The organism is Pseudomonas sp. TNT2022 ID1044 (assembly GCF_028656895.1).
GTDB lineage: Bacteria > Pseudomonadota > Gammaproteobacteria > Pseudomonadales > Pseudomonadaceae > Aquipseudomonas > Aquipseudomonas reinekei.
In genome coordinates this window covers 1-1,327 of the sequence record NZ_JAMDHB010000056.1, presented here as the reverse complement: position 1 = coordinate 1,327, position 1,327 = coordinate 1, and the positions used below count along the sequence as shown (strand labels likewise).

Below are 1,327 nucleotides of genomic sequence, written 5' to 3'. Positions count from 1 at the left end.
TGGACTTGCCCCTACAAAACCGGACACCAACTCCCCGTTAAATTGATGCTGCCGCCAAGCGCCTGAACTCCCTCGGTGAACGGTAATTCAAGGCGCTGTGCGGATGCTGCTCGTTGTAATGCTCGAAGGCAATTGCCAAGTTACGCAACGCCGTTTCTCGATCCGGCTTAGGCATGTGCGCCACGTAGTCACGCTTGATCGTTTTCACGAAGCTCTCGGCCATGCCGTTGCTCTGCGGGCTGCGAACTGGGGTGGTCACCGGCTGCAAACCGATCTGTCGAGCAAACAGGCGTGTCTGTTCGGCGGTGTACGCCGAGCCGTTATCGCTGAGCCATTGCACCGGCGTGGTCGGCAGTTGATCACCGAAGCGCTTCTCCACGCTTTCCAGCATCAAGTCGCGGATATCATCGCCACTGTACCCGGTCGGGCTGGCGACCCACCCGATGGCTTCGCGATCACAGCAGTCCAGGGCAAAGGTCACGCTCAGTTTGGCGCCGTCCTCGCAGCGGAACTCAAAGCCGTCCGAGCACCAACGCGTATCGCTGCTTTCCACCGCAATACGGCCTTCGTGCCGACGCGGCACGCCGGGTTGTTTGATCCGGCGTTCAAGTAGCAGGTTGTGATCACGCATCACCCGGTAAACCCGCTTCACGTTGATCGCGGGTAGCAACTGGGTTTCACGGGCGCGACGCAGCAATCCCCAGACTCGACGGTAGCCATAGCTGGGCAGTTCGCTGACCTGTTGCTGGATTTCGGCCACCAACTCAGCATCGTTCACAGGTCTGCTTCGCCGTATTTTGGGCGATACCGATTGCTTGATTCGAACCGTTAATTGCGAGCGCGCCACACCGAGACATTCGCTGACCAGCTTCACTGGTCGTCCCCCGGCAACAAGGGTGAGTGCGCAATCCATTTTCGCGACCGGGCGATCTCCACGGCCTCTTTGAGGATTTCTGCTTCCATCGTTTTCTTGCCCAGCATCCGTTGCAGTTCACGGATCTGCTTGAGCGCATCGCTCAGCTCGGAGGCCGGCACCACGGCTTCACCGGCACTGACCGCCGACAGGCTGCCGTCCTGATACAGCTTGCGCCACAGGAACAGCTGGTTGGCATTGATGCCGTTACGCCGAGCCACCACCGAAACGCTTTGCCCTGGCTCAAGGCTCTCGCGAACCATGGCCAGCTTTTGCTCTGGGCTCCAGCGGCGCCGCCGCTCCTGGCCCAAAAGCTCCCCACTCTTATCGTTGCTGTTAGTCATAAACATAACCGTTTGCCTATCCCTTATCGTAAGGGGGAAACGGTGTCCTGTCTTTCATGGGGCTCGTTCA

The 1,327-nt window shown here is 59.2% G+C and carries 1 protein-coding gene; it reads right to left on the bottom strand.

From position 1 onward, the window contains the following. Positions 1 to 37: 37 nt before the first annotated feature. Positions 38 to 1,257, bottom strand: a protein-coding gene (locus tag M5G20_RS30125; RefSeq protein WP_371106590.1) for an IS3 family transposase whose coding sequence is annotated in 2 segments (ribosomal slippage) — positions 38 to 912 and positions 912 to 1,257 — 1,221 coding nt in all. Because the reading frame shifts where the segments join, the coding sequence is not laid out codon by codon here. Between the last annotated feature and the right edge of the window lie 70 nt (positions 1,258 to 1,327).